We start from the raw sequence: 18,462 nt of genomic DNA, 5'->3' as shown, positions 1-18,462 counted from the left end.
CTCCCGTGCACGCCCGCGGAGTTCCGCGCTCAGTCAAGGGGCCGCAGCATCCGCAGGATCATGTCGACAGTCCGCTCCACGGGCCGCTGCCCGGGCCAGACGGTGAACAGCAGCGTGCGGGTGAGCACCGCGCCGAGCAGCATGTCGAAGACGTCGTCCGGGTCGACGGCCGGGTCCACGCTGCCGGTCGGCGCGGCCCGCAGGATGTCCAGGAACTGGGGCCGCGCCGATACCCGCAGATACATCTCCGGCACCGCGTCGCGCTTCGACGTCTGGTGGTGGGCGAGGAGTCCGGCCGCGGCGGCGCGGGCGGCGGGCGCGCCGAAGGCCGCGAGATAGGCCCGTACAAAACGGTGCACATCGTGGCGTAGTTCACCGGTCGGGCGCACGCTCAGCGGGTCGAGCCCGGAGAACGTGGCCTCCTCGATCAGTTCGATCCGGGACGTCCAGCGCCGGTAGAGGGCGGAGGCGTGCACGCCGGAGTGTTCGGACACGGCCTGGATGGTCGTCGCGTCGAAGCCGCGCTCGACGAGGAGTTCGCGGGTCGCCGCGAGCGCCCGTTCGTCGATGCTCACGTCCCGTGGACGGCCCCGGCGGCGCTGCGGCTGAGTCATGACGGCCATCGTAGTGACGCCCCGGGCGCTTGGACCGGCCAGCCCTCGCGGCGGCCGGCTCATTACAGGAGACCGACTTCTATAATTGGCGGGTCGTCGCTACAGTCCGAAGTCGGCGTCCGCGTACCGACGTTCGCCGAACTCCCCCCCACATGTGAGAGGCACCAACAACCATGACCAGCTCATACGGCCCGTGGGGCATCGTCCTGGGCGGTTCCGACGGGGTCGGCGTCGCGTTCGCGCACGGGATGGCCGCCCGCGGCATCAACGTCGTCCTGGTGGCGCGCCGCGTCCCCGTCCTGGAGCAGGCCGCCGCCCTGATCCGGCTCAAGTACGGCGTCGAGGTCCGCACCGTCTCCCTCGACCTCAGCACCCCGGACGCCCTGGCCGAGCTGGAGCGCCGCACCGCCGACCTGGAGATCGGCCTCCTCGTCTACAACGCGGGCGCGGACACCAGCAGCGTCGCGTTCCTGGACCGGGACATCGACGGCCACCTGGACCTGGTGCGGCGCAACTGCTCGGGTCCGCTGGAGGCGGCGCACCGGTTCGGCGCCCCGATGGTGGCGCGTGGGCGCGGCAGTGTCGTCCTGGTGACCTCGGGCGCGGCCTGGGCCGGTGGCGCCACCCTCGCGACCTACGGCGCGACCAAGGCGTTCGACCTCATCCTCGCCGAGGCCCTGTGGGCGGAGTGGCGGGACAGCGGCGTCGATGTCCTCGGGCTCGTCCTCGGCCGCACCGACACCCCCTCGCACCGTCGGCAGGCCGAGGCCAAGGGCGACGCGTACGACACCGCCGGGCTCGCCGACCCCTACCGGGTCGCCGAGGAGGCCCTCGACCACCTGGCCGACGGCCCCACCTGGATCTCCGGCAGCCCGGACCCGACGGCCGGGTCCCCGTTCGCCGCGATGAAGCGCCGTGACGCCGTGCTCGCGATGAGCCGGGGCGCGGCGACGGCGGCGGGCAAGAAGGCCGACGGCCGGCACTGAGGCAGGGGCGGCGGTCTGTCCCGGGGGCGGGCGGAACGGCCTCGGGGCGGGCCGCCGCGCTGTCGGGCGCCCGCCGCTCCCGTCACGTCCCGGTGGCCGGGGCGATCTCGACGCGCACGCCGCGCGCCGCGAAGGCGCGGAGCTGCGCGTCGGGCGCCGAGGCGTCGGTGACCAGGGTCCACTCCTGGCCGAGCGTGGCCCACGCGTGGAACGGCGCGCGCCCCAACTTGGCGCCGTGGGCCAGCACATAGACCCGGTCGGCGCGGCGGGACATCAGTTCCTTCAGCCGGGTCTGGCGCAGGTCCGCCTCGCAGATGCCACGGTCGACGGTGACACCGTCGGCGCCGAGGAAGACCCGGTCGAACGTCAGATGCTCCAACGCGGCCTCGGTGAGCGGGCCGACGAAGCCCTGACTGAGCGGGCGGAGCGTGCCGCCGAGGCACTCGACGTGCACGCCCTCCGCGTCGGCGAGGGCGTGCAGGGCGGTCAGGCCCGTCGTCGCGATCGTCAACTCCTTGACCGCGCGCAGCTCGTGGGCGAGCGCGCCCACCGTCGTCCCCGCGTCGAGGAGCAGCGTCTCGCCCGGTTCGACCTGCCGCGCCGCCCACTGCGCGATGGCCCGCTTCTCCTCGTACGCCTCGCCCGTGCGCTGCCTGAGCGATGCCTCGGGGTGCGCGGACAGCGCCATCGCGCCGCCGTAGGTGCGGGCGAGCCGGCCCTCCGTGGTGAGGCGGGCGAGGTCGCGGCGGATGGTCGAGGGGGTGACGTCGAAGAGCGCGGAGAGGTCCTCGACGCTGGCGAGGCCGGTGGTGGTGGCGAGGCGGACGATACGGTCGCGTCGGGCCTGCGAGGTGATCGGCGGCATCTGCGGGGTCCTCTACGGTACGGCGGTGAACGGCGGTGCAGGGGACGGCGGTTCAGGCCACCGGAGCGGCCGGAACCGTGGCCATCTCGGCTGCCCGGCGCAGCGCCTCGACCATGCTACCGGCCTGGACCGTGCCCGTTCCGGCGATGTCGAACGCGGTGCCGTGGTCGACGGAGGTGCGGATGACGGGCAGTCCGACGGTGAGGTTGACGCCCGCCTCGATGCCGAGGACCTTGACGGGGCCGTGGCCCTGGTCGTGGTACATCGCGACGATCAGGTCGTAGTCGCCTCGGGAGGCGAGGAAGAAGGCGGTGTCGGCGGGCAGCGGGCCCCGGGCGTCGACGCCCTCGGCGCGCAGCTTCTCCAGCGCCGGAACGATCTTCTCCTCCTCCTCGCCGTAGCCGAACAGGCCGTTCTCGCCCGCGTGCGGGTTGATGCCGCAGACGCCGATGACGGGCCTCGGGGTGCCGGCGCGGACCATCGCCTCGTGGCCCCGGCGCACGGTGCGCTCGACGAGACCGGGTTCGATCCGGCGGACCGCGTCGATCAGGCCGATGTGGGTGGTGACGTGGATGACCTTCACCTTCTCGGTGGAGAGCATCATCGAGACCTCCTCGGTCCCGGTCAGGTGCGCGAGGAGTTCGGTGTGGCCGGGGTAGAGGTGGCCGGCCGCGTGCAGGGCCTCCTTGTTGAGGGGCGCGGTGCAGATGGCGTCCACCTCGCCGGCCACGGCGAGTTCGGCGGCCCGCTCGACGTACGCGTACGCGGCGTGCCCCGCGACCGGCGACAGCTCACCCCACGGGAGATCCGCGGGGAGCAGACCGAGGTCGACGACGTGGACGCGGCCGGGGGTGAACGCGGCGTCGCGCGGGTGGCCGACGGCGACGACCTCGCACTCCAGGCCGAGGACGCGGGCGGCGGCACGCAACCGCCGGGCGTCCCCGATGACGACGGGACGGCAGCGGGCCAGGACGGCGTCGTCGAGCAGGGCGGCGACGGCGACCTCGGGCCCGACACCGGCGCCGTCCCCCATGGTGAGGGCGATGAGAGGGAGGGGAGCGAGGGGGGCGAGGGGCGTGGTCATGGGGCAACTCCTGGGCAGGGGCGGGTTGTTGGGGGGCTGGAGTCAGAGGGGCCAGGTGCCTGCGGGTCGGGTGGCTGCCGGGGTCACGTGGCTGCCGGGGCTGCGGCGAGGTGGGGGCGGAGTGCGAGGGCGATGCACAGGAGGGAGTCCTCGCCGCCGTGGCTGCCGGGGCGGGTGACGACGTGGCGGCCGTCGGGGGTGCGGGAGTGGACGGCGCCGTGGTGGATCTCCCCGAGCGGCTCCAACTCCCTTGTGCCCAGGGCGTCCAGGGTGGCGCGGGCGGTCTCGCCGCCGGTCAGGACGAGGTCGGGGCGGCCCGGGTGGGCGGCGGCGAGTGCGGCGAGCGCGGTGCTGAGCGCCCGCCCCCTGCCGGGACGCGGGCCTCCCGAACCGTCGATGGACAGCACGGTCAGAGCGTCCGCGGTGGGCGACAGGCGGACCGTGCCCGCCGCCAAGTCGGCCGGATTCAACGGCACATGGTGTGCGCCGAGCGCGGTGAGGTGCGCGATCTGTGCGGCGGCGCCGGGTTCGGCGGTGCCCACGACGAAGAGCAACGGGACCTGTTTTCGGGCGAGTTCGGGTGCGGGCCGGGGTGCGGCGGCAGCGGGGCGTGACCGTGCGCGGCCGAGCGCGGCCGCCAGACCGGCGCTGCCCAGCAGCCGGAATCCGGTGCCGAGCCGCAGCACCGCCTCGGCCACGGCGTCCAGGTCGGCATCGGTCTCGGCGTCCGGGGCCGGGTGGGCGCCGGACGCGGCGATGTTCCTGAACTCCCTTTCCAGCACGGCACGTTCGGACCGTACGACCGCGAGCGGGACCGTGCGGATCGGGATGCCGGGCAGGGCCTCGGCCAGTGAGCGGGGCGGCGAGACGGCTTCCGCACGCCAGCCGTCCGTGCGGTGCAGCGGAACGCCGTCGACGTGCACCACACCCCCGGTCACCGTGCGCCGGGTCGCGGGCAGCGCCGGGGCGATGACGACGGCTTCGGCGCCCTCGGCATAGGCGGCGGCCTCCACGGCGAGGTGGCCGCGCAACTGCGAGTCGACCTTCTTGTACAGCAGGCGAGTGGAGGCGACGGACCGTCCCGGACGCGGGGCTGAACGCAACGCCGAACGCAGGGCCGAACGCAGCGCCGTCCGCACGGCGTCAGCCGCTTCGGCGGGCGACAGATGACGGGTGTCCAGGTCGACGACGAGGTCGTGCGCGCCGTCGATCCCGGCCAGGACCCCGGCGTCGAGGGACACCCGTACCGGGCCGCCGAGTGCGCGGGCGGTCTCGGCGGCGCCGGACAGGTCGTCCGCGAGCGCGACGACGTACGACGGCGGGATCGGCAGCGGTGCCAGTGGCGGCGTCAGCAGCGGTATCGGGGGCGGCGAGGCGCGGGGAACGGGCGGCGGGGAAGCCACGGGATCGAACCTCCTTGGGCGTGACCGACGTGGGGCGGCTCGGTGGGGAGCATGACACAAGGTGCGTGAAGTGCGCGAGACCTCTTGCGCGATGTACGCAGCCGTGCGAGCGTTCCGGTGGCGCCGAGGCCGTCACCCACGGACCGCGTCGCCTCCGTGGACGCGTCGCGCACCGGCTGACGTGACACGGACCGGCTCGCACGGACCCGTTCGCACGGCGCGACGTGCCGAACCGACCACACCGCCCGACTCATGCGGTCCGGGTACCGCACCCCGGGCCACACAGCAACAGCTCACGCCCATCGCCCCTACAGCGCACCGCACTTGACCACAGCGCGGCCCGACTCGGCACCGGACAGCGGCGTCGGAAGCAGCACGACCATCGCCTGAAGCCGGGTCACCGCACGGCATCACCCGGGCTGCGCACATCACGCAGGAGATCCCGTGCGAGATTCCGGACGAGGACGACACGGCGGACTCGCCTCACGCGCGAGGCCCGGACCACCCGCAACACGCACAACGCGCCCCACCCGCATCACCTGCGACGCGCCCCACCCGCACTGCCCGCACCGCCCGCCAGACGCGTACCGCCCGCACCACCCGCCCCATCCGCACCGCCCCCCTCACCCGCGACCCGCGCCACCCGCCCCGGAAGGACCCTCCTCGTGACCGTCAGCCTCGAACTCCCCGGCGTCCCCGTCCCGTTGGCGCCTCTCGTGCTCGGGACGATGACCTTCGGGGACACCGTCGACCGGGAGACGGCCGCCGCGATGGTGGACGCGGCGTTGGACGCGGGCATCACCGGCGTGGACACCGCCAACGGGTACGCGGGCGGCGAGAGCGAGCGCATCCTCGGCGCACTGCTGCCCGGCCGCCGGGACCGGATGGTGCTCGCCACCAAGGCCGGCATCCCGCACCCCGACCAGGGCGAGCACGCGCCGCTGTCCGCCGAGGGCCTGCGCGCCGCGCTGGAGGGGAGCCTGCGTCGGCTGGGCACCGACCACGTCGACCTCTTCTACCTCCACCAGCCGGACCGCGGGACGCCGCTCGCCGAAACCCTCGCGACCGTCGGCGCGTTCGTGGCCGAGGGCAAGGTGCTCGCCCTCGGCGTCTCCAACTTCGCCGCCTGGCAGCTCGCCGAACTCCACCGCGTCGCCGACGAGATCGGCGCTCCCCGCCCCGTCGTCGCCCAGCAGCTGCACAACCTCCTGGCCCGCCTCCTCGAAGAGGAGTACGTCGAGTACGCCACCGTCAGCGGAGTGCGCACGATGGTCTACAACCCGCTCGGCGGCGGACTGCTCACCGGCCGGCACCGTTTCCAACAGGCCCCGGACCGTGGGCGGTTCGGGGACTCCGGGCTTGCCGCGATGTACCGCGAGCGGTACTGGAACGAGGAGCTGTTCCGTGCCGTCGGCGACCTCACCCGCATCGCCTCCGCCGCGGACCTGCCCCTGACCGAACTGGCCCTGCGCTGGCTGCTGTCACGCCCCTCCACCGACGCCCTGCTGCTCGGCGGCTCCCAGGTCGAGCACCTCAAGGCCAACCTCGCCGCCGCGTCCGCCGGCCCGCTGTCCGCCGAGGTGCTGGCCGCCTGCGACGAGGTCGGCGCCCGCCTGCGCGGCCCGATGCCCGCCTACCACCGCTGACCGCCCGCCCGCCCCCTCCCCGTGACGGAGACACCCATGGCCACCGGCCGCACCGCCGCCGCATTCACCGCCGCCCTGCGCGCTCGCGAACAGCTCATCGGCTACTGGTCGTTGCTCGACTCGCCGGTCGCCGCCGAGCGCCTCGCCCGCGTCGGCTACGACTACCTCGCCTTCGACGCCCAGCACGGACTCTTCGGCTACCAGGGCCTGTTGAACAACCTCCTCGCCACCGACACCAAGGGCAGCACCGCCGTCGGCATGGTCCGCGTCGAGGCCAACGACCTCACCTGCATCGGCAGGGCGCTCGACGCGGGCGCGGCCGCCGTGATCGTCCCGCTGATCGACGGCGGCCAGGACGCGGCCGACGCGGTCGCCGCCGTTCGCTATCCGCCGTTGGGCCGTCGTTCCTACGGGCCGATGCGGGCCCAGTTGCGGATCGGGCCCGACCCGGCCGACGCGCACGAGCAGACCGCCGTGCTCGCGATGATCGAGACGGCCGACGGGCTGGCGAACGTCGAGGAGATCTGCGCGACCCCCGGTCTGGACGGTATCTATGTCGGGCCGTCGGATCTGCGCCTCGCCCTCGGCGGCGCGACCTCCAACGACCCTGCTGTGCAAGGGGAGTTCGAGCAGGCTCTCGTGCGGGTCCGGGAGGCGGCCGAGGACGCGGGGATCGCCGTCGGCATCCACAACGCCGACGGCGCGGGCGCCGCGCGTCGCCTCGCCGAGGGGTTCACGTTCGCGACGGTCGCGGCGGACGTCGTTCATCTCCAGCAGATCGCGACCTCCCATCTGGACCTGGCACGCGGCGGGGCGCGCTGATGCCGACCACGCTCATCACGACGCCCACCTTCGCCCGGCACGCGGCGCGCCCCTGGCAGATCCTCGCGGAGGCCGGGGCGGGGCCGCTGCGTCCCCGCGAGGACGGGGCGCTGCCCACCGCCGAACTCCTCGCGCACATAGGCGAAGCGGACGCGCTGATCGTCGGCATGGACCCGATCACCGCCGAGGTCATGGATGTCGCACCCCGGCTCAAGGTGATCGCCAAGCACGGGGTCGGCGTCGACACCATCGACGTGGCCGCCGCCCGGGCGCGCGGGATACCGGTGGTGTGCGCGCCGGGCAGCAACTCCCGCGCGGTGGCGGAGTACACGTTCGGGCTGCTGCTGTCGGCGGCGCGTTCGCTCGCCGGGTCGCACCGGGCGGTGGCGGCGGGTGAGTGGCCGAAGCTGTTCGGGCCCGAACTGCACGGCAGGACGCTGGGCATCGTCGGCTTCGGGCGGATCGGGGGGCTGCTGGCCGGTTACGCCCGCGCCTTCGGGATGGTGCTGCTCGCCCACGACCCGTACGTCCCCGCGGCCGACCTGCGCGCGCACGGCGCCGAACCGGCCACGCTGGACGCCCTGTTGGCGCGCGCCGACGCCGTCAGCCTGCACTGTCCGCCCGACCCGTCCGGCGTCCCGCTGCTCGACCGGGCCCGGCTGACGTCGATGAAGCCGGGCGCGATCCTGGTCAACGCCGCGCGCGGTGGCCTCGTCGACGAACACGCGCTCGCCGAGCTGCTCGGCTCCGGGCATCTCGGGGGCGCCGCCCTCGACGCGTTCGGCGTCGAGCCGTTGCCGGCCGACCACCCGTTGCGCACGGCTCCGCGCACGCTCCTCACCTCCCACATGGCCGCCTGCACCCCCGAGGCCAACCAGGCCATGGGCGCGATGGTGGCCGAGGACGTCGTCCGCGTCCTGTCGGGCAACGCCCCTCGGCATCAGGCCGGTTGAGCCCACCGACCGACACCCCCACCCCTCCCCTCCCTCCCCTCCCTCCCCTCCCTCCCCCGTTCCGGATGCCGGCGATGAGGCCGGACGATCCTTAAGGACCCGACATGGCCACCACCACCGACGGCGCCACAGCGGCGCCGCCCCCCGCGCGGACCGACCCGTACGCTCTGCGCGCCGAAGACGCCCGCCCGGCGCCCGAGACCTTTCGCGGCCGGGCCCGCCAACTCGGCCCCGGACTCGTGCTGTCCGCCGCCGTCGTCGGCTCGGGGGAGCTGATCACCACCACCGCGCTCGGCGCGAAGGCGGGGTTCGCGCTGCTGTGGCTGGTGATCATCTCGACCGCCGTCAAGGTGTGGGTGCAGATGGAGCTGGCCCGCTGGACCGTCCTCAACGGCAAGCCCGCGCTGGAGGGTTACCGTCAGGTCGGGCCGCGGCTCGGCGGGCTGAGCTGGATCAACTGGCTCTGGATCGGCATGGACTTCGCCAAGATGTTCCAGCGCGGCGGCATCATCGGCGGTACGGCGGCGGCCTGTTCGATCCTGCTGCCGATCCACGGCCCGGCGCTGAGCACGTCGTCGTTGACGATCTGGGCGCTCCTCGTGACCGGTGCCGCCGTTCTCATCCTCCAGACCGGCAAGTACCCCATCGTGGAACGGGTCGAGGTCGTCGGCATCACGCTGAAGACGGTCATCACGTTCGGGCTTGCCCTCGCCCTGCCGTTCACCGCCTTCGGCTACGGCACCGAGCAGCTCGCCGACGGCCTGAGCTTCCAGATCCCGGCGGGCACGGCCGGCATCGCGCTGGCCATGTTCGGCATCACCGGCGTCGGCGCCGACGAGATGACGACGTACACGTACTGGTGTCTGGAGAAGGGGTACGCCCGCTGGACCGGTCCCGACGACGGCACCGAGCAGCGCGCCCGGCGGGCCGAGGGCTGGCTCAAGGTCATGCGGCTCGACGTGGGCGTCTCCTGGATCGTGTGCACCGTCTGCACCCTGTCGTTCTACGTGATCGGCGCCTCGGTGCTGCATCCGCAGGGCCTGGTGCCCGAGGGCAACGACATGATCACCACGCTGTCGCACAGCTACACCGACGTCCTGGGACCGTGGGCCGAGTACCTGTTCCTGGCCGGGGCGATCGCCGTGCTCTTCTCGGTCACCGTCGCCTCGTCGGCCAGCGTGCCCCGGCTGTGGACCAACACCCTCGGGATGCTCGGGGTGATCGACTGGCACGACCTGCGTGCCCGCACCCGCACCATCCGCGTCCTCACCTGCTGTCTGCCCCCGGTGTGGATGTGCGTCTTCCTGTGGGTCCGCTCCCCGGTGCTCATGGTGCAGATCGGCGGCATCGGCGGTGGCGTGTTCCTGCTCGCGGTCGTCGTCGCGGTCTGGCGGCTGCGCCACACCGGTGTCCCGCCGCGCTTCCGCGCCAACCCCTGGCTGACCGTCGCCCTGGTCCTGAGCAGCGCGGCGATCCTGTTCCTCGGGGTGTACGGGGTGCTCGACACGCTCGGTCTCCTGCCGGGCGACTGAGTCGGCCGGGCGACCGGGCGGCGCCGGTGCCGGAACCGGGCCGGAACACGGGGTCGCGGACCGGGAGCGGGATCGTGCCGGAACCGGGCCGGGGCGGGGTCGAAATGGAGTCAGATAAAGCGGGCATAAGCGGCGTCCAGTATGTACAAGGGAAAATCCAGTTCATCAGTGCGCAAATCGATCGCTGGATCGGTGTAATCGGCACGCATGGAGGGCCGCGAGGGGATCTAACGTCAAAAACGCACGGGGTCGCACGGACCAGAAAGGCACCAGACACTCATGCCCATCCCGGATACCGACGTCATGGCCGCATCCCAGCTCGACGCCTCCACCACCTCCTTCGCCCCACCCGTCTCCATCGCCCCACCCACCACCTTCGACTCGACCGCCCCCCTCGGCTCGACCGCCTCCCTCGGCTCGACCACCACCTTCGACTCGACCGCCCCCCTCGGCTCGACCGCCTCCCTCGGCTCGACCGCCTCCTTCGGGACGACCGACGCCCTCGACCCGGCCTCTTCCGGCGGCTTCGGCCACCGGGCCGCCGACGGCCTCCTGCTGCCGGTCGACGAGCTGCCCGCGTCGGAGTCCGCGCCCGACGTCGTCTACGGCCGCGTGCACGACGAGCTGATGCTCGACGGCAACGCCCGGCTCAACCTCGCCACCTTCGTGACGTCGTGGATGGAGCCGCAGGCACGGCAGTTGATGACGGAGACCGCGGAGAAGAACCTCGCGGACCGCGCGGAGTACCCGCAGATCACCGCGATGGAAGAGCGGTGCGTGCAGATGCTCGCGCGGCTGTGGCACGCGCCGCGCCCGGGTCAGGTGCGCGGCTGCTCCACCACCGGGTCGAGCGAGGCGGCCATGCTCGGCGGGCTCGCCCTCAAGCGTCGCTGGCAGGCACGCCGTCGCGCCCAAGGCAAGGACACCGCCCGCCCCAACCTCGTGATGGGCGCGAACGTCCAGGTGTGCTGGAAGAAGTTCGCCAACTACTTCGAGGTGGAGCCCCGTTACGTCCCGATGGAGCCGGGCCGCTACCACCTCACGGCCGACGCGCTCAGCTCCTACTGCGACGACAACACCATCGGCGTCGTGGCCATCCTCGGCTCCACGTTCGACGGCTCCTATGAGCCCGTCGCGGACATCTGCCTGGCCCTCGACGGCTACCAGGCCGCGACGGGGACCGACATCCCGGTGCACGTCGACGGCGCGTCCGGCGCCATGGTGGCCCCGTTCCTCGACCCCGATCTGCTCTGGGACTTCCAGCTGGAACGGGTCGCCTCCATCAACACCTCGGGGCACAAGTACGGGCATGTGTTTCCGGGCCTGGGCTGGGCGTTGTGGCGGGACGCCGAGGCCCTCCCGGACGAGCTGGTGTTCGACGTGGACTACCTCGGCGGCTGTTCGCCCAGTTTCACCCTGAACTTCTCCCGCCCCGGCGCCCATGTCGTCGCGCAGTACTACAGCTTCCTACGGTACGGCTTCGAGGGGCTGCGCAACCTGGCGGTCCAGAGCCGCCGCACGGCCCGCGCCCTCGCCGCCCGCATCGCGAGCATCGCCCCCTACGAGCTGGTCACCGACGGCTCCGAACTCCCGGCCTTCGCCTTCCGGATGGCCCCGGGCACCCAGGGCGTCACGGTCTTCGACATCTCCCACGCCATGCGCGAACGGGGCTGGCATCTGCCCGCCTACCACTTCCCCGCGCCCTGCCAGGACGTCTCCGTGCTGCGCCTGGTGGTCCGCACCGGGTTCACCGCCGAACTCGCCGGCATGTTCATCGCCGACCTGACCGAGGTCACCAGGAAACTCCACCCGGCCCGGCCGACGCTCTCCGCGGTCGTCAAGCCCCTCGCCACCGTCTGACCCGACCGCACAGCGGCCTGCGGGCCACCAGGTTCGGCGGATCAACGACCGTCCCCTGAACGCCCGTTGCCCCTGAACCGGCCCTCGTCCGACGGTCCCCACCACCGCCCCCACGACGAGGGCCGGCGGGAGCGCGCGCACCCACCACCCGGCAGGTCACCGCGTGCTCCCCTTCAGGGGCTGTGATCATGACGGGTAGGACAGGTACGAGCCGCGACGCCCCCAGTTGGGGTGAGCTACGCCTTGACCGCCTGGACGAACGACGCCCAGGCGGCGGGCGGGAAGAGGAGCGCGGGTCCGTGCGGGACTTTGGAGTCGCGGACAGGGACGCCGGTGGGGTAGTCGTCGAGGACTTCGAGACAACTGTTTGACTCCGTCCCGCTGTAGGACGACTTGCGCCAGCCGCTCAGGGTGTCCGCGCTCGGGGTGGTGTTCTCAGGCATGGTCGAAATCCTTCGCTGTCGCCTTCAACAAGGCAAGTGACTCTCGCAACGGCAACGCATCGCTCAGTGCGAGATGGTAGGCGCTCTGAAGCCGCTCCACGATGGCGGGAGCCTCGTGGAGTCTGCCGAACTGGATGCCCTCTGAGTAGGCCACCGGCGGCTGGTCTTCGAACCACATCAGAGTGAGCATGCTGTTCAGGATCTGATAAGCGCCCACGTTGTACGGCATCACATGTACACGTACCCGTTCGTTCTCAGCCAGGGTGACGAGGTGCATGAGTTGTTCCGCCATGACCTCGGCGCTGCCGAGTGGCCGTCGGAGAACGGCTTCGTCCAGCAGCGTCCACACCACGGGCGTCACTGGGTTGGCGAGGATCTTCGACCGCTCAAGTCGCGTTACGACCTTCTTGTCACGCTCTTCCTCACTGTCTGGAGGATAGGCGACGCCTAGAACAGCACGCGCATACCGCTCCGTCTGGAGGACCCCGGGCACGAAAGTAGGCGCGAACTCGCGGATTATCGTTGCCTCTTGTTCGAGCTGCCGAGCTGCTTCGAAGTAGTCCTCAACCGGTGAGTCGTCGCGCCCCGGTCGGAAAGTAGCCAGCACATTCCCGGTGTTGAGGGCCATGTCCAGTCGGCGGGCGTCCTCCTCCGACGGGAACCGGCGGCCCGCCTCGATATGCGCGATGTGCGACCGCGTCATCAATGCCAGGTCGGCGAGCTGCTGTTGTGTCAGCCCGGCTGCTTCGCGTCGTTCCTTCAGCCATTCACCGTATGTGCTGGCCATGGCCACTCCTTTGTGCCGAACCCCAGGTCACCGTGGACCCCCTGGCGAGCCTAGCCGCGCCCGTCTCACTCTGTGGATCGATCGCTACAGAAGGCAATACCCCCGCGACCGTGCGACCGGTCCGGGGGCGTGGCCATCGACGAAACCAACGGGGGTGACCGCGACGACCAGCGGAAGGTCTGTCGTGTCGACGATCACGTGTCTCTCGCGCCCTGTGGTGCGCTTACCCTCGTCGAACCCGCGCGCCGCGCCGCCCTCGCTGGTCTTGATCGACCGGGTGCCGATCGCCGAACCGCTGCGGGCCGATGCCGCACGGGGCCGAGTGGCCGTATACGGCCCTGATGTGGTTTTGATGTCTTCCGGGAGATTGACCGGCATCTGCGGGGCGGCCAAGAATGCCGTGGCGACCTGCACCCCTTGATCTTCTTGCCCTGTGCCGGCGTCTTTTCCGAACACGAGGAATCCAGGACACAGCGATGACTGACGAATTTCTGGCCACGTGCTGGACCACCGCGGGCGACGTCGCTCCCGACGAGGAGGAGCTGCGCAGTCCGCTGAACCTGCGGGAGCGCGTCGAAGCGGCGCGCGATGCCGGATTCACGGCCTTCGGGCTGCTGTACCAGGACCTCGTGGAGGCCGAGCGCACGTACGGGCTCGCCGGTGTCCGGTCCCTCTTCGAGGACAACGGCATCCACCACATCGAATTGGAGCTGCTGACCGACTGGTGGGCCGACGGACCCCGGCGGGCCGCGTCGGACACCGCCCGCGCCGGCATGCTGCGGGCCATCGAGGCGCTCGGTGCCCGCACCTTCAAGATCGGGCCCGACGTGGCCGACGAGCCCTGGGAACTGGACGTCTGGGCCAAGGAGTTCGCCACGCTCGCGGCGCAGACCGAGGGCGTGGGCGCCCGGCTCGGCGTCGAGTTCCTGCCCTGGTCCAACCTCAAGACCGTGCACGACGGACTCCGGCTCGTCGAGGCGGCGGGGCATCCGGCGGGCGGGCTCATCATCGACGTCTGGCACACCGAGCGGGCCCACACCCCGCCCGCCGAGTTGGCGAAGGTGCCCGCGTCGCGGATCGTCGGCGTGGAGCTGAACGACGCCGACAGCGAGGTGCTCGGCACGCTCTTCGAGGACACGGTGCACCGTCGGCGCCTGTGCGGCGAGGGGTCGTTCGATCTTCCCGGGATCATCGCCGCGCTGCGGACCGCCGGGTGGAATGGGCCGTGGGGTGTGGAGATCCTCTCCGACGCGCATCGCGTGCTGCCGGTGCGGGAGGCCGCCGCCGCCGCGTATCGGGGCGCCGCGGCGCTGGTGAACGGGGCGCCGGCGACCTGAGACACCGGCGGACCTGACGCCGGTGAAGTGAGGGCCACAGGGGTGGCGGGGACAGGACCACGGTTGTTCCCGCCGCCCCTGTTTTCGGCATGCCGCACACCAGCGGCTCGTGGCATTCTCCGGCCCGCCCTGATGCGGGGGTCGGGGTCGCCCGGAATCGACCGATGCCCCCTCCTTTTACCCTGATGGATAAATGATGTCATTACATACATTGACCTCCGGATGGAGTGGCGGGTTCTATCTCGCCATAAGCAACAGCCGCGTTAACAGCGTGTGATCTGGAATGTTCGCCAGGTCCACCGCCTCTTCCTTTCCCCTGTAGCACAGCGAGGTGCCGGAAAGATGGATCGTTCGTCCCACCCCCGTTCCCGCAGAATCGTTCCCGTCGTCGCGGCGGCGGTGTCCGCCGCACTCCTTGTGGCCGGGTGCTCCAGCAGCACCGGCGGCAAGAAGGCCGACGAGAGCGGGACCGCCGTCTCGGCCGGCAAAGCCACCACGCCCCGTATGACGATCGCGATGATCACGCACGCGGCCCCCGGAGACACCTTCTGGGACACGATCCGCAAGGGAGCCCAGGCCGCCGCGGCCAAGGACAACGTCAAGCTGATCTACTCCAGCGACCCCAACGGCCCCAACCAGTCGAACCTGGTCCAGAACGCCGTCGACCAGAAAGTCGACGGAATCGCCGTCACGCTCGCCAAACCCGACGCCATGAAGTCCTCGGTCGCCCAGGCGGAGAAGGCCGGGATACCCGTCGTCGGTTTCAACACCGGCGTGAGCGACTGGAAGAAACAGGGTCTGCTGGAATTCTTCGGCCAGGACGAGACCATCGCCGGTGAGGCATTCGGCCGCAAACTCAATCAGGCGGGCGCCAAGCACACCGTCTGCGTGATCATGGAACAGGGGCAGGTGGCCCTGGAGGCCCGCTGTGCCGGCGTGAAGAAGACGTTCTCCGGCACGACCGACATCCTCTACGTCAACGGCACCGACATGCCGTCCGTGCAGTCGACGATCACCGCCAAGCTCAAGACGGACTCGTCCATCGACTATGTGACGACGCTCGGTGCCCCGTTCGCGATGACCGCCATCCAGGCCATCGCCGACTCCGGCAGCAAGGCCAAGCTCGCCACCTTCGACCTCAACAAGGACGTGGTCGGCGCCATCAAGTCCGGCAAGATCCAGTGGGCCGTCGACCAACAGCCCTACCTCCAGGGCTACTTGGCCATCGACGGGCTGTGGCTCTACAAGAACAACGGCAACTACAGCGGCGGTAGCTCGGCTCCGGTCCTGACCGGCCCCGCCTTCGTCGACAAGAGCAACGTCGAAAAGGTCGCCAAGTTCGCGGCGAACGGCACCCGCTGACCCCTCGGCAGAGCGGCCGTACGAGAACGGCGGCGGGCGGTACCGGAGTTGCCGGTACCGCCCGCCGCCGTCGCGCGTCGCCTCGTCAGGCCGTGGTCGGCGAGGCGGTACGGGGCCGGAGCGGGAACCCGGCCGCCTGGTAACAGGCGTCGACGAGCCGCATCGTCGTCAGCGCGTCGTCGGCGTCGAGCGCCAGCGGCGCACCCTCGCGCAGATGGGCGGCGAAGGCGTCCAACTGGTAGGTGTACGAGGAACGGCGGCCGAGTTCCTCGGTGCGCTCACCGGCGGCCGTACGGACCAGGACCCGGTCGTCCAGGTGGGGCTGCACGAAGTTCACCACCGTCGCCTCGCCGCGTGAGCCCACGACGCGGCAGCTCATCTGCCAGGTGGCGTGGGCCATGTGGCAACGGGCGCTGCCGGTGGCGCCGTTCGGGAACTCCAGATCGGCGTCCAGCCACTCGTCGATCCCCGGGGACCCGGCCTTCTCGCCGCCGCGCGCGGCGACCAGCCGGGGCGCCCCGCCCGCCCAGGGCGCCAGCACCCGCTGGGCGTGCAGGCTGTAGCAGCCGAGGTCCATCAGCGCGCCGCCCGCCAGCGGCAGCGACCACCGCACGTCGCTGTCCGGCGGCGCGGGCATGGCGACCATGGTCTCGACGTGCCGCAGATCGCCCAGCTCCCCGCTGTCCAGCAGTTCGTGCAGGCGCAGGATCGCCGGGTGGAACAGGTAGTGGAAGCCCTCCATGAACACCGTTCCGGCCTTGGCGGCGGCCTCGTGGACCTCGACCGCCTCGGCCGCGTTGCTCGCGGACGGTTTCTCCGTCAGGACGTGTTTTCCGGCCTGGAGGGCGGCCAGGTTCCACGGCCCGTGCAGGCTGTTGGCCAACGGGTTGTAGACGACCTCGACCTCCGGGTCGCGGACCAGGTCGGCGTAGGAGGCGACCACCCGTTCCACGCCGTGCGTGGCGGCGAACGCCTCGGCCCGGGCCTGGTCCCGGGCGGCCACCGCGACCAGCCGGTGCCCGCCGGCCCTGGCCGGTCCGACGATCGACAGTTCGGAGATGCGGGCGGCGCCCAGGACACCGATCCGCAGGGGCTCGTTCGTCATACTGCGCGCACCTCGTCGACTCGCACGGACCGGAGGGCGGATCGGGCCGGGGAGGCCGCTCCGCGCACGCCGGTGAGGGTGGTCCCGAAACGGCCGGTGACCCGCCGGGGGGCCGTCGTGCCGGGCGGCCGGGTGGCCGTCGTTCGGTGGTACGCGCCGTTGAGGCCGAGCCCCATGATGCCGGTACGCATGAGAATCGCGTGCTCCTGGTAGGTGTGAACGGCGCTGTCGGGCGCCTGGGTCGGGTCGGCGGGGTCCGCTCGCGCGGAGCGCGGGCCCGGGGACGCGGACCGGCGGCCGGGCAGGACGCGGTGCGCGTCCTGCCCCGCCGCCCGTACGGCTGTGGCGCCGATGACCTGGCTGCCCTCGCCGACGAGGACGGCCCTGTCCTCGGCCCGTCTCATGAGCGGGGGTGGCTGCCGGTCAGCTGCGGCGGCGTTCGGCCGCGGCCGCCAGTTCCTGGCCCAGCCGCTCGGGGGTCCAGCCCTCGGCGACGGCCCGCCACACGAGGTCCGCCTGGGACGGCGGGGCCAGCCCCTCGACCGGCGGGTCGCTGTCGAGGTTGGTCGGGAAGGGGTAGCCCTCGGCGGTGGCGGCGACCACGCGGCGCAGCCAGTCCTCCGAGGCGCCCTCCGTCTTGCGGCGCAGCAGGACCGGGAAGAGGGCGTTCGCCATGGCGTCGCGGTCGACGGTCTCCATGGCGCGTCCGAAGGCGGAGGAGATCTGGAGCAGGTTGGCCATGCGCTTGATGTCGGCGGAGCGGTTGTGTCCGGCGGCGTGGAAGAGCGCGGGGTTGAAGAAGACCGCGTCGCCCTTCTCCAGGGGGAGCTGGACGCGGTGCGCGTCGAAGTACTCGACGAACTCCGGCAGCCGCCAGGCCAGGTAACCCGGCTCGAACTTCTGCGAGTGCGGCAGGTACAGGGTGGGGCCGGACTCCACGGGCATGTCGCAGTGGGCCACCGCGCCCTGGAGGGTCAGCACGGGAGAGAGGCGGTGGACGTGCGCCGGGTAGGCGGCGGCCCGCTCCTGGGAGAGGAAGCCCAGGTGGTAGTCCCGGTGCACGCTCTGCGCGGCGCCGCCCGGGTTGACGACGTTGACCTGCGAGGTCACCTGGTAGGCGGGGCCGAGCCAGGACTCGGCGATCAGCTCCAGGATGTCGTTGGCGTAGTAGTCGGCGAACACCTCGGGCACCCGCACGGCGACCTTGTCCAGGGCGTTCCAGATGCGGTCGTTCGCGCCGGGCTTGGCGAAGTGGTCGCCCCGGGCGCCGCCGCCGGCACGCTCCTCCTCGATCAGCGCGCGGAACGCGTCGGAGGCCGCGTCGAGGACGGCCGGGTCGGTGAAGGCGCGCTTGAGGACCACGATGCCGGGTCCGTCGAGGAGGGCGCGGACCAGCTCGTCCTGCACGGCGCGGCGGCCCTCGGGGGAGGCGGCAAGGGAGCGCAGCCGGTCGCTGTCGTAGAGCGGGACGTTCTGCTCGATCCGCTCGGCCGACGGGTGGTCGGCGGGGTCGGTGCTCTGCTCCACGAGTGAGCGGAACGTGTCGAGATCGCAGTCCGACTCGGTCAGCCAGGTCCTCGATCCCGCGACGGTGGGAGACATGAGGGTCCTTTCGCAGTTCGCGTATTTCTGCCAGTCTTGATAACTCCAACCCATCATTCAA

General features: G+C 71.8%; 18 protein-coding genes. 8 read left to right on the top strand and 10 right to left on the bottom strand.

Features of this window, described 5'->3' with window-relative positions:
- Positions 1 to 29: 29 nt before the first annotated feature.
- Positions 30 to 614, bottom strand: a complete 585-nt coding sequence (locus ACIQOU_RS11175) for a TetR/AcrR family transcriptional regulator (RefSeq protein ID WP_401536066.1) — start codon at positions 612 to 614, stop codon at positions 30 to 32.
- Positions 615 to 787: 173 nt separating this feature from the next.
- Between ACIQOU_RS11175 and ACIQOU_RS11170 the strand changes: the two genes are divergently transcribed.
- Positions 788 to 1,600, top strand: a complete 813-nt coding sequence (locus tag ACIQOU_RS11170) for an SDR family NAD(P)-dependent oxidoreductase (RefSeq protein WP_401536064.1) — start codon at positions 788 to 790, stop codon at positions 1,598 to 1,600.
- Positions 1,601 to 1,682: 82 nt separating this feature from the next.
- Here the strand turns inward: ACIQOU_RS11170 and ACIQOU_RS11165 are convergent, their stop codons facing one another.
- The 3 genes from ACIQOU_RS11165 to ACIQOU_RS11155 all read right to left on the bottom strand — a co-directional run bounded on the left by ACIQOU_RS11165 (position 1,683) and on the right by ACIQOU_RS11155 (position 4,952).
- Positions 1,683 to 2,465, bottom strand: coding sequence for a DeoR/GlpR family DNA-binding transcription regulator (locus ACIQOU_RS11165; protein ID WP_401536062.1), 783 nt, complete (start codon positions 2,463 to 2,465; stop codon positions 1,683 to 1,685).
- A 52-nt stretch (positions 2,466 to 2,517) separates the two neighbouring features.
- Entirely contained in the window at positions 2,518 to 3,549 is a 1,032-nt protein-coding gene (pdxA, locus tag ACIQOU_RS11160; protein ID WP_401536060.1) for a 4-hydroxythreonine-4-phosphate dehydrogenase PdxA, read from the bottom strand.
- An 83-nt stretch (positions 3,550 to 3,632) separates the two neighbouring features.
- Entirely contained in the window at positions 3,633 to 4,952 is a 1,320-nt protein-coding gene (locus ACIQOU_RS11155) for a four-carbon acid sugar kinase family protein (RefSeq protein ID WP_401536058.1), read from the bottom strand.
- Between the two features lie 665 nt (positions 4,953 to 5,617).
- Between ACIQOU_RS11155 and ACIQOU_RS11150 the strand changes: the two genes are divergently transcribed.
- The 5 genes from ACIQOU_RS11150 to ACIQOU_RS11130 all read left to right on the top strand — a co-directional run bounded on the left by ACIQOU_RS11150 (position 5,618) and on the right by ACIQOU_RS11130 (position 11,765).
- A complete protein-coding gene (locus ACIQOU_RS11150; protein ID WP_401536056.1) occupies positions 5,618 to 6,598 on the top strand; it encodes an aldo/keto reductase in 981 nt (326 codons plus the stop codon).
- Positions 6,599 to 6,634: 36 nt separating this feature from the next.
- On the top strand, positions 6,635 to 7,420 hold the full coding sequence (locus ACIQOU_RS11145) for an HpcH/HpaI aldolase/citrate lyase family protein (protein ID WP_401536054.1): 786 nt from the start codon (positions 6,635 to 6,637) through the stop codon (positions 7,418 to 7,420).
- Positions 7,420 to 8,373, top strand: coding sequence for a phosphoglycerate dehydrogenase (locus ACIQOU_RS11140; RefSeq protein ID WP_401536053.1), 954 nt, complete (start codon positions 7,420 to 7,422; stop codon positions 8,371 to 8,373). Before ACIQOU_RS11145 ends, ACIQOU_RS11140 begins: the two co-directional genes overlap by 1 nt.
- A gap of 104 nt (positions 8,374 to 8,477) precedes the next feature.
- Positions 8,478 to 9,905, top strand: coding sequence for an Nramp family divalent metal transporter (locus ACIQOU_RS11135; protein ID WP_401536051.1), 1,428 nt, complete (start codon positions 8,478 to 8,480; stop codon positions 9,903 to 9,905).
- A 279-nt stretch (positions 9,906 to 10,184) separates the two neighbouring features.
- Entirely contained in the window at positions 10,185 to 11,765 is a 1,581-nt protein-coding gene (locus tag ACIQOU_RS11130; RefSeq protein WP_401536049.1) for a glutamate decarboxylase, read from the top strand.
- Between the two features lie 236 nt (positions 11,766 to 12,001).
- On the opposite strand, the gene ACIQOU_RS11125 is transcribed toward ACIQOU_RS11130, so the two are convergent.
- From ACIQOU_RS11125 to ACIQOU_RS11115, 3 genes are all read right to left on the bottom strand, one after another.
- On the bottom strand, positions 12,002 to 12,208 hold the full coding sequence (locus tag ACIQOU_RS11125) for a DUF397 domain-containing protein (protein ID WP_401536048.1): 207 nt from the start codon (positions 12,206 to 12,208) through the stop codon (positions 12,002 to 12,004).
- Positions 12,201 to 12,995: a Scr1 family TA system antitoxin-like transcriptional regulator gene (locus ACIQOU_RS11120; protein ID WP_401536046.1), complete on the bottom strand. Its 795-nt coding sequence runs from the start codon at positions 12,993 to 12,995 to the stop codon at positions 12,201 to 12,203. The genes ACIQOU_RS11125 and ACIQOU_RS11120 overlap by 8 nt, the downstream gene beginning before the upstream one ends.
- An 84-nt stretch (positions 12,996 to 13,079) precedes the next feature.
- Positions 13,080 to 13,409 carry a hypothetical protein gene (locus ACIQOU_RS11115; protein ID WP_401536044.1) on the bottom strand — a complete coding sequence of 110 codons (330 nt, stop codon included), beginning with the start codon at positions 13,407 to 13,409 and terminating at the stop codon, positions 13,080 to 13,082.
- A 62-nt stretch (positions 13,410 to 13,471) separates the two neighbouring features.
- Here ACIQOU_RS11115 and ACIQOU_RS11110 point away from each other — a divergent pair, with 62 nt between their 5' ends.
- Entirely contained in the window at positions 13,472 to 14,332 is an 861-nt protein-coding gene (locus ACIQOU_RS11110) for a sugar phosphate isomerase/epimerase family protein (protein ID WP_401536042.1), read from the top strand.
- 342 nt (positions 14,333 to 14,674) lie between these two features.
- Positions 14,675 to 15,694 carry a sugar ABC transporter substrate-binding protein gene (locus ACIQOU_RS11105; protein ID WP_401536040.1) on the top strand — a complete coding sequence of 340 codons (1,020 nt, stop codon included), beginning with the start codon at positions 14,675 to 14,677 and terminating at the stop codon, positions 15,692 to 15,694.
- Positions 15,695 to 15,779: 85 nt separating this feature from the next.
- Here the strand turns inward: ACIQOU_RS11105 and ACIQOU_RS11100 are convergent, their stop codons facing one another.
- From ACIQOU_RS11100 to ACIQOU_RS11090, 3 genes are read right to left on the bottom strand one after another with little or no spacing between them, the layout of a single operon-like run.
- A complete protein-coding gene (locus tag ACIQOU_RS11100) occupies positions 15,780 to 16,799 on the bottom strand; it encodes a Gfo/Idh/MocA family protein (RefSeq protein WP_401536038.1) in 1,020 nt (339 codons plus the stop codon).
- On the bottom strand, positions 16,796 to 17,203 hold the full coding sequence (locus ACIQOU_RS11095) for a hypothetical protein (RefSeq protein ID WP_401536036.1): 408 nt from the start codon (positions 17,201 to 17,203) through the stop codon (positions 16,796 to 16,798). Before ACIQOU_RS11095 ends, ACIQOU_RS11100 begins: the two co-directional genes overlap by 4 nt.
- Before the next feature lie 19 nt (positions 17,204 to 17,222).
- Complete coding sequence (locus tag ACIQOU_RS11090; RefSeq protein WP_401536035.1) at positions 17,223 to 18,401, bottom strand: phytanoyl-CoA dioxygenase family protein; 1,179 nt, start codon at positions 18,399 to 18,401, stop codon at positions 17,223 to 17,225.
- Positions 18,402 to 18,462 lie beyond the last annotated feature (61 nt).

Source organism: Streptomyces sp. NPDC091279 (genome assembly GCF_044757465.1).
Classification (GTDB): Bacteria; Actinomycetota; Actinomycetes; order Streptomycetales; family Streptomycetaceae; genus Streptomyces.
Note: the sequence above shows the minus strand (reverse complement) of the source record. Positions and strands in the feature narration are given on the sequence as shown.

Coding starts and splice junctions, on each gene's coding strand:
- ACIQOU_RS11135 (WP_401536051.1), top strand. CDS start 8,478: ATGGCCACCACCACCGACGGCGCCACAGCGGCGCCGCCCCCCGCGCGG.
- ACIQOU_RS11090 (WP_401536035.1), bottom strand. CDS start 18,401: ATGTCTCCCACCGTCGCGGGATCGAGGACCTGGCTGACCGAGTCGGAC.
- ACIQOU_RS11100 (WP_401536038.1), bottom strand. CDS start 16,799: ATGACGAACGAGCCCCTGCGGATCGGTGTCCTGGGCGCCGCCCGCATC.
- ACIQOU_RS11110 (WP_401536042.1), top strand. CDS start 13,472: ATGACTGACGAATTTCTGGCCACGTGCTGGACCACCGCGGGCGACGTC.
- ACIQOU_RS11120 (WP_401536046.1), bottom strand. CDS start 12,995: ATGGCCAGCACATACGGTGAATGGCTGAAGGAACGACGCGAAGCAGCC.
- ACIQOU_RS11125 (WP_401536048.1), bottom strand. CDS start 12,208: ATGCCTGAGAACACCACCCCGAGCGCGGACACCCTGAGCGGCTGGCGC.
- ACIQOU_RS11175 (WP_401536066.1), bottom strand. CDS start 614: ATGACTCAGCCGCAGCGCCGCCGGGGCCGTCCACGGGACGTGAGCATC.
- ACIQOU_RS11105 (WP_401536040.1), top strand. CDS start 14,675: ATGGATCGTTCGTCCCACCCCCGTTCCCGCAGAATCGTTCCCGTCGTC.
- ACIQOU_RS11140 (WP_401536053.1), top strand. CDS start 7,420: ATGCCGACCACGCTCATCACGACGCCCACCTTCGCCCGGCACGCGGCG.
- ACIQOU_RS11165 (WP_401536062.1), bottom strand. CDS start 2,465: ATGCCGCCGATCACCTCGCAGGCCCGACGCGACCGTATCGTCCGCCTC.
- ACIQOU_RS11170 (WP_401536064.1), top strand. CDS start 788: ATGACCAGCTCATACGGCCCGTGGGGCATCGTCCTGGGCGGTTCCGAC.
- pdxA (WP_401536060.1), bottom strand. CDS start 3,549: ATGACCACGCCCCTCGCCCCCCTCGCTCCCCTCCCTCTCATCGCCCTC.
- ACIQOU_RS11145 (WP_401536054.1), top strand. CDS start 6,635: ATGGCCACCGGCCGCACCGCCGCCGCATTCACCGCCGCCCTGCGCGCT.
- ACIQOU_RS11130 (WP_401536049.1), top strand. CDS start 10,185: ATGCCCATCCCGGATACCGACGTCATGGCCGCATCCCAGCTCGACGCC.
- ACIQOU_RS11095 (WP_401536036.1), bottom strand. CDS start 17,203: ATGAGACGGGCCGAGGACAGGGCCGTCCTCGTCGGCGAGGGCAGCCAG.